This window comes from Thermoflexus sp. (assembly GCF_042408365.1).
Lineage (GTDB): Bacteria > Chloroflexota > Anaerolineae > Thermoflexales > Thermoflexaceae > Thermoflexus.
On record NZ_JBHOQJ010000065.1, the window covers coordinates 1 to 7711 of the forward strand.

The window sequence follows — 7711 nt, forward strand, 5'->3', positions numbered from 1 at the left end:
GCACATACTCCGCTAACCCCTTGAACGATAACACCTTCGTAATCGCCGACGTCAACGTCGTCTTCCCATGATCAATATGCCCAATCGTCCCCACATTCACATGCGGCTTCGCCCGCACAAACATCGCCTTCCCCATCGCTGTCCTCCTGGATTGTGCTGTAAGGTTAGGGCGGAAAAATCCGGGTTGCCAGCTACCTTGTCCTGGCGCTGGAACCATTAGGAGCCCACGACGGGACTCGAACCCGTGACCCCACCCTTACCAAGGGTGTGCTCTGCCGCCTGAGCTACGTGGGCTCGCATCAATTCATAAAAAATCCCCCTGGGCCTACGGGACAAGCAGGCCTCAGGGAGGAGGAACGCCGACGATCGACGAGTGGGCGGGGAGGGATTCGAACCCCCGAAGGCTTCCGCCACCTGGTTTACAGCCAGGCCCCGTTGGCCACTTGGGTACCCGCCCTCGCGAAGCCGACGGCGGGACTCGAACCCGCAACCTCGCGCTTACAAGGCGCTTGCTCTACCGGTTGAGCTACGTCGGCGTCCCAGCTGCAATTATACCCGGTCCGGATCATGGCGGTCAAGCCGGCAAAGACCCTGTTCCGATCCCGGATTATAGCCACGAGTGATCCCCTCCGTCAAACCATCCTTCACCCTTCCCTCAACCGCGTAACCCCGGCGAGATCATCTGCCTCCCCCTGTCGCCCAAGGGGCGGTGAGGAATGAAACCCTTCGGGGGTTGGGGAAGGCTCCCCAAGAGGGGCATTCAAACGCCCTGCCACCAACACCTCCGCAAGACTTAACCATCGCTTGGTGCGATGATCCGGACGCTTCGCGGGATTTAGGGCTGAAAGCAGGCTGTATGCGATATGATACAATCCAGAGGAGAGGAAAACATTGCTTCCGAGATCCTTCCCAGGATCTCCACCCGCGTGATGATGCGAATCCTGATCCGCAAGAATTGTGGTAACGCAGCCAGAGGAGCCGACCATGGTGACGAAACCGCCTTTGCTCGAGCGCCTGGCGCAAGGCCCTCTGCTGGCCGACGGGGCAATGGGCACCATGCTTTACGCGCGGGGCTTCTCGTTCGATCGCTGCTACGAGGCGCTGAACATCGAAGTCCCTGAGGTCGTTCTGGAGATCCATCGCGCTTACCTTCAAGCCGGGGCGGAGCTGCTGGAGACGAACACCTTCGGGGCGAACCGTTATCGTCTGGCGGAACACGGCTTGGCGGATCGGGTGGGGATGTTGAATCGCGCCGCTGTGGCGTTGGCCCGACAGGCCGCCGCGGAGGTGGAGCGCCCCGTGTGGATTGCTGGCTCCGTAGGGCCGCTGGGCGTGCCCCTTGCCCCCTTGGGTCGGGTGAAAGCGGTGGAAGCCCGGGAAGCCTTCCGGGAGCAGATCGCCGCGCTGGCGGAGGCCGGTGTGGACGCCCTGATCCTGGAAACCTTCTCGGCCCTCCCGGAGCTTGTGGAGGCCATCCGGGCGGCTCAGGAAGCCGCCCCTCATCTACCGATCATCGCCGAGATGACCTTCGCGCAGGACGGCCACACCCTGATGGGCCACACCCCCGAGGAGGTCGTTGAGGCCCTCCTGGAGCTGAGGGTTCCCATCATCGGGGCGAACTGCTCCGTAGGGCCTGCGAAACTGCTCCCAGTGATCCGCCGCATGGCCTCCCGCGTGGCGGCCGCTGGCGGGCCCCCGCCCTACCTCGTGGTGATGCCGAACGCGGGCTGGCCGGAGATGGCCGCTGGACGCCTCCGCTACCCCGCCACGCCGGATTATTTCGCGGAATACGCCTCGCGCTTTCTGGCCCTTGGGGTGCGGATCCTGGGAGGATGCTGTGGAACAACTCCGGAGCACATCGCAGCGATGCGGCGGGTCCTCGAGGCCCGCTCGGAGCCCTCGGCGGAGGAGCACCGCCCGATCCTCCGCGCCGTCACACCCCCCGCCCATGCCAAGCCCGAACCCACGGACCTGGCCCGCCGTCTCCGCGCAGGCTTCTTCGTGGTGAGCGTGGAGGTGGATCCCCCCCGGGGCCACGACGCCAGCGCCCTCTTGGAAGTAGTCCGCACGCTGAAAGCAGGCGGGGTGGATGCCTTGAACATCGCGGATAGCCCGATGGCCCGGCTGCGGATGAGCCCATGGGCCTTGGCCTTCCTGGTTCAGAACCATGTGGGCATGGAGACCATCCTTCACTTTCCCACTCGAGGGCGCAACCTCCTGCGCATCCAGTCGGATCTTCTGGCCATCCACGCTTTAGGCGTGCGCAACCTGTTCGTCGTGATGGGAGATCCCCCGACTCAAGGGGATTACCCGGAGGCCACCGATGCGATGGATATCGTGCCGTCCGGCCTGGTCCGATTGATTAAAGAGCGATTCAACGCCGGCCTGGATCACGCCGGGGAATCCATCGGCCAGCCGACGGCGTTCTTTGTGGGCGTTGCCCTGAACTTCAACGCGCCGGACCCGGCGCGCGAGATGAAGGCGCTGCGCCGGAAGATCCGCGCAGGGGCGGACTTCATCATGACCCAACCGGTTTATGAGCCTGCTGCGCTAAGGGATTTCCTGCGACGCTACGAGGAACAAGAAGGCCCCATCCCCATCCCGGTCCTGGCCGGGGTGCTCCCGCTGATGAGCCTCCGTCACGCCGAGTTCCTGCACAACGAAGTCCCGGGCATCCAGGTGCCGGAGGCCGTCCGGGAACGCCTCCGACGGGCCGGGGAGGAGCGGGCGCGACTGGAAGGGCTTCGCCTGGCTCAGGAAGCGGCGGCGGAGCTGGCCGAATTCGCTCAGGGCCTCTATGTGATGCCGCCCATGGGCCGCTATGACCTGGTCTTCCAGATCATGGAAGCCATCCCCGCTCATCGGCGCCCGCATGGGACGCCAGAGTAAGGAGATGCGAAGCCTGGGCTGCCTTCAGCAGTCGCCATAGCTCCCAGAGGTTCCTGGAACGTGATCGGGATTTATACTTTTCAAGCATAGGGGGCTCCCATGGGCTATATCGAACAGCTGTTAGGCGAGAACGAACGGATCCTTTTCCGGACCCGCCAGCACGCCTTGGTCCTTATTCGCCCCACGCTGGGCTATGGGATCCCAGCCGGGATTTTGATCGGCCTCACCATCGCCAGCGGCATCCTTTTCCCCCCGTTCACCCTGCCGGTGGTCATCGCCGGGCTGGCCCTGGCGGCGATCCCCCTCGTGCTGTTAATTCACTCCCTGCTTCGCTGGTGGAACGAGGTATATCTGGTCACCACGCGACGGGTGATCCAGGTGGAAGGGGTCCTGAACAAGAACGTCTTCGATTCCTCCCTGGAAAAGGTCAACGATGTGGTCCTGCGGCAATCTTTACTCGGACGCCTCCTGAACTATGGGGATATTGAGATCCTCACGGGCAGCGAGATCGGGGTGAACCGGCTGAGCCGGATCGCCAACCCCCTGCGCTTCAAACAGGTCATGTTGGATCAGAAGGCTGCGCTGGGAGAACATCTGGGCCTGGAGAGCCCTGGGGGCGGCGAGACAGCGATCTTGCTGGCGCAATTAGAGGCGTTGCGCCGCAGCGGCCTGCTGAGCGATCAGGAATTCGAAGAGAAACGACAGGCTCTGTTGAAACGTCAGGGGTCCTGAACCCCATGGGCAGGCACCAGGCCTGCGCCCCTACAACCGGCCTTCCCATCATTGTAGGGACACCCCTTGTGGGTGCCCAGGATCTCCGTGGCCCCAAAGGCCACGGGGAGGGGTCTTCCCATTTCCCGCCGGGAGGCATCCCGGAAGCGGGTTTTGAAAGGAGTTCAAACGAAAAATCAGGAGAGCGCTATGCACGTCCATGAAGCGATCCCTCGGGCGGAATACGAAGCCGCTGCCGCGTGGATCCGGGAACGGATCCCGCTTCAACCGCGAATCGGGCTGGTCCTGGGCTCCGGCCTGGCCGCCCTGGCGGAGGCGGTCGAGGCACCGATGGCGATGGCCTTCACGGAGATCCCGGGCTTCCCGGCCGCCACGGTGGAGGGGCATCCCGGTCGGGTGATCATCGGGCGGCTGGAAGGACATCCGGTGATGGTCCTTCAGGGGCGGGCCCATTTCTATGAGGGCCATTCCGTCCAGCGGATCACCCTCCCCATTCGCGTGATGCAGCTTCTGGGCGTTCGCACTTTGATCCTCACCAACGCGGCCGGGGGGCTGAACCCCGCCTTCCGGCCCGGGGATGTCATGATCCTCCGCGATCACATCGGCCTCTTCGGGATGGCCGGGGCCAATCCCCTTCGCGGGCCGAACGAGGCGGATTGGGGGCCGCGCTTTCCGGACCTCTCCCGCGCCTATGACCCGGAGCTCCGGGCGCTGGCCCGGGAGGTCGCGGAGGCCCAAGGCATCCCCGTCCACGAAGGGGTCTACGTGATGTTAGGCGGCCCCAGTTTCGAGACGCCAGCGGAAGTGCGGTTCCTGCGCCTGATCGGCGCCGACGCGGTCGGAATGTCCACCGTCCCGGAGGTGATCGTGGCCTGCCACGGGGGGATGCGCGTCCTCGGCCTATCGGGGATCTCAAACGTTTTGAACCCGGACGCCTTCGAACCCCCTACCCACGAGGAGGTCCTCCAGGCCGGGCGGGTCCTGGTCCCGCGGCTGATGGCCATCATCCGCGGCGTGCTGCGGCGGATCCCAGCCTAGGACACGCAGGGGAGGAGGTGGAGCGGAGGCCCAGGTCGTGGCGCGGGGAAGGAGGGTCCAAATGTCTCCTTCATCCTTGAGAGCCGGGCGCCGAAAGCGCCGGTCTTGCCGGCTTCTACCAAAGGCCACCTACATCCCTGAGGGCGAAAATGGAGACCCTGCGCACCTTACTGGAATCCCTGGCTCCGGTCCTTTATGGGGGGATTGGCTTCCTGCTGCTGATCACCCTAGGGCAGGCCTGGCGGGCCTATCGCCGGCTGGCTCGTGCCTTTTTCCGGGTGGAACGGGAGATGGCCGCCATGGAGCTGGTCAACGGGCTGTTGCGGGCCGCATTTCTGTTGATCCTTGGCGTGGGCCTCTGGCTGCTCGTGGGCCTGGGTATCCTAAGTCCTTCCCCCGCGCCCCCCGTCACCCCCACGTCGGCGCGGCTCCCGTCCCCAACGCTTCCGGGGCTCCGCCCGCCCACGCCCACCGTTTCCCCCCTCCCAATACTGCCCTTCACACCCCTGCCGCGTCCCTCCCCCTCGCCTCCCCTCCTTCCCTCCCCTTCCCCTTCGCCGACGGCGACCCCGACGCCGCTTCGGGGGCGCTGTCCGGATCCGAACGCGCAGATCGAATTCCCTTCCCCAGGCCAGGTGATCTCCCAACCGATCTCCTTGATCGGCACGGCCACTCATCCGGCTTTCCAGTTCTATAAGGTGGAAATCAACGGGCCGTATACGGGAGGCCAATGGGTGACCCTGGGGGACGTCGTGCGGCAACCGGTTGTTCAAGGGCCGCTCTGGCTCCTCGACCCCCGACCGTTCTTCCCGCAGCCGGGCCGCTATCGGCTTCGCGTGGTGGTGGTGGATATCGCCGGACGGGAGGCCGCGATCTGTGAGGTCCCTGTGATGATCCCACCCCCGGAAGGCGGCTGATCGACCCCGACACGTGGAGAGGGACGAGGAGAACAAATCAAAGGGGGCGAAGCGCCCGGGCGCTTCGCCCCCTTCCAGCTGCGCTTCAACGATCTCATTGCCCCGCGTTCAGGAAAGCCCCGAAGAAGGCGTTGAAGTATTCGAAGGTCCCTGTGCGGCCCTTGTGGTTGGGATCCTTCGCATCCCACTGGGCCTTGAAGGTGGCCACCACATCGTTGGCGTCCAGCTCGGCGCCGTTGTGGAACTTCACCCCCTTGCGGAGGTAGAAAGTCCACACGGTGAGATCGGCGTTGGCCTCATAGCGCTCCGCCAGGGCCGGCTCGACCTCGACGCCGCCGACCTTGTACGCCAACAGGGACTCATAGACCTGCTCGCAGGCCCGGAAGGTCTCGCCGTCGGTCTCATCGGCGCACCAGAGGGCGATGGGCTCCGCGTTCTGCATCCAGACCAGCTCATCCTTCCCGGGATCCATCACCGAGAAGCGCTCGTTGTTGAGCGGGCTGGCGTGGGCGCCCTGCACGGTGGCCTTGAAGGCCGCGGCGGAGACGCCGTGGGCCAGGGGGATCATCGGGACGTGCTGCTTGATCAGCTCGTTGACCTTATCGTAGTGCTTCTGGCGCTCCGCCGGATCGCTCAGCTTGGCCGCCGCCCGGATCTCCTCCACCAGATCCGGGAAGAGGTTGCCGAACTGCTTGTTGGCCTCGTTGGCGAAGTGGTAATCATAGAAGTTCGTGGCGTCCGGGTAGTCGGCCAGCCAGCCCAGGAGATACATGGCCTCGTTGCCCGCTGCCACCGAGTCCAAGAACGCGCCGGACTCCATCACGTTGATCTTGACCCGGATGCCGACCTCGGCCAGCTGGGCCTGGATGTCCTGGGCCACCTTGCTCGGCTCCGGCAGGTAGCCGCGCACCACGTCCCGGAAGGAGAGGGTGATGTCGAAGCCGTTGGGGTAGCCCGCCTCGGCCAGGAGCCGCTTCGCCTCCGCGGGGTTGTAGTCATACCACTTCAGACCCTCCGTGTAGCCGGGCTTCAAGGCCGGCGGCACGAACTGCTCTGCGACCATCGAGCCCGCCGGGTAGAAGTTCTTGACCAGCCGCTCCCGGTCGATGGCCATCGCAATGGCCTGGCGGACCTTCTCGTTGTCCAACGGCGGCTTGGTGTTGTTCAGGCCCAGATAGGCGATGTTCAGCGGCGGGCGGATGTAAAGCTTCAGGTTAGGGTTCTGCTGAATGGTCGCGAAATCCTCGGGGTTGGGGTTGTCGATGCCGTCCACCGTGCCCGCCTGGAGCTCCAGCAGGCGCGCCGCCGCCTCCTTGGACCAGCGGAAGATCAGGGTCTTGGCCTTGGCTTTCTCGCCCCAGTAGTCCGGGTTGGCCTCGAAGATGATGCGGTCGCCCCGGATCCACTCCTTAACCTTGTAAGGCCCCGTCCCGTTGGGCTTCTCGCTCATCTTGACCGAATCGCCGCCGTTCGCGTCGAGATAATCCTTATCCTGGATGGCGAAGGCGGCGAAGGCGACCTTGGACGGGAAGGCGGGATCCGGGTAGCATAAGGTAAAGCGGACGGTATACTGGTCGACCGCCTCGATCGCTTTAAACTCCCCACCGTAATTGCAATCCGGTGCCTCGACTTTCATCGGCTGGAAGTCGGGGGTGGGGGTGGCGGCAGGAGGCGGGGTGGGTGTGGGGGGCGGAACCGTGGCCGTTGGCGTCGGGGTGGCCGCTGGCGCACAGGCCGCCAGCGCCAGGGCAAGCAGCGCCAGCACATGCACAAAACCGTTCCGACGCATGGCTTCTCCTCCTTTCGAGGTGTGGGGACCTATAGAAACCTGGCGGGCTCCATCAGGAGCCTGCTTTACAAATATAGCTGGAACCGAAACCTCCGTCAACCGTTAGGAAAAACGGGGATAGGGAAGGCACAAGGCCTGACCCTCCCATTGGCATCCGCATGTTCCGTTATCCCTAAAACCAGTGTGGAGGAAACACGACCGACGAAGCGTGGCGAGGAACGAACCGATGGATCCTGCCTTCCGCCCATGGATCCGGGCCCATGAGATTGGGGAATACGTGTTCTGCGCCCGCGCCTGGTGGCACCGGCGTCAGGGCCATCCTTCGACCCGCGAGGAGGATGCGGAG

General features: G+C 64.5%; 6 protein-coding genes and 3 tRNA genes. 4 read left to right on the top strand and 5 right to left on the bottom strand.

The genetic code is table 11. The annotated features are described in order from the left end of the window. The 4 genes from ACFMO5_RS02885 to ACFMO5_RS02900 form a co-directional block, all read right to left on the bottom strand. Window positions 1-136 (bottom strand): GTP-binding protein (locus ACFMO5_RS02885; protein WP_376790827.1); only part of this gene is annotated, 136 nt, incomplete at its 3' end. A gap of 85 nt (window positions 137-221) precedes the next feature. Then, a tRNA-Thr gene (locus ACFMO5_RS02890) sits at window positions 222-294 on the bottom strand. A gap of 80 nt (window positions 295-374) precedes the next feature. Then, window positions 375-457, bottom strand: a tRNA-Tyr gene (locus ACFMO5_RS02895). A gap of 6 nt (window positions 458-463) precedes the next feature. After that, window positions 464-536 (bottom strand) — tRNA-Thr (locus ACFMO5_RS02900). 448 nt (window positions 537-984) lie between these two features. Here ACFMO5_RS02900 and ACFMO5_RS02905 point away from each other — a divergent pair. The 4 genes from ACFMO5_RS02905 (at window position 985) to ACFMO5_RS02920 (ending at window position 5576) form a co-directional block, all read left to right on the top strand. After that, window positions 985-2889: a bifunctional homocysteine S-methyltransferase/methylenetetrahydrofolate reductase gene (locus ACFMO5_RS02905; protein WP_376791268.1), complete on the top strand. Its 1905-nt coding sequence runs from the start codon at window positions 985-987 to the stop codon at window positions 2887-2889. Window positions 2890-2988: 99 nt separating this feature from the next. Continuing rightward, entirely contained in the window at window positions 2989-3621 is a 633-nt protein-coding gene (locus ACFMO5_RS02910) for a PH domain-containing protein (protein ID WP_376791269.1), read from the top strand. 189 nt (window positions 3622-3810) lie between these two features. Then, the gene (locus ACFMO5_RS02915) at window positions 3811-4659 is read left to right on the top strand and encodes a purine-nucleoside phosphorylase (RefSeq protein WP_376791270.1); all 849 of its coding nucleotides are present in this window, start codon (window positions 3811-3813) and stop codon (window positions 4657-4659) included. 149 nt (window positions 4660-4808) lie between these two features. Continuing rightward, window positions 4809-5576 (top strand): hypothetical protein, encoded by a 768-nt coding sequence (locus ACFMO5_RS02920; RefSeq protein WP_376791271.1) that lies wholly within the window; start codon window positions 4809-4811, stop codon window positions 5574-5576. Between the two features lie 94 nt (window positions 5577-5670). On the opposite strand, the gene ACFMO5_RS02925 is transcribed toward ACFMO5_RS02920, so the two are convergent. Further along, complete coding sequence (locus ACFMO5_RS02925) at window positions 5671-7365, bottom strand: ABC transporter substrate-binding protein (RefSeq protein WP_376791272.1); 1695 nt, start codon at window positions 7363-7365, stop codon at window positions 5671-5673. Window positions 7366-7711 lie beyond the last annotated feature (346 nt).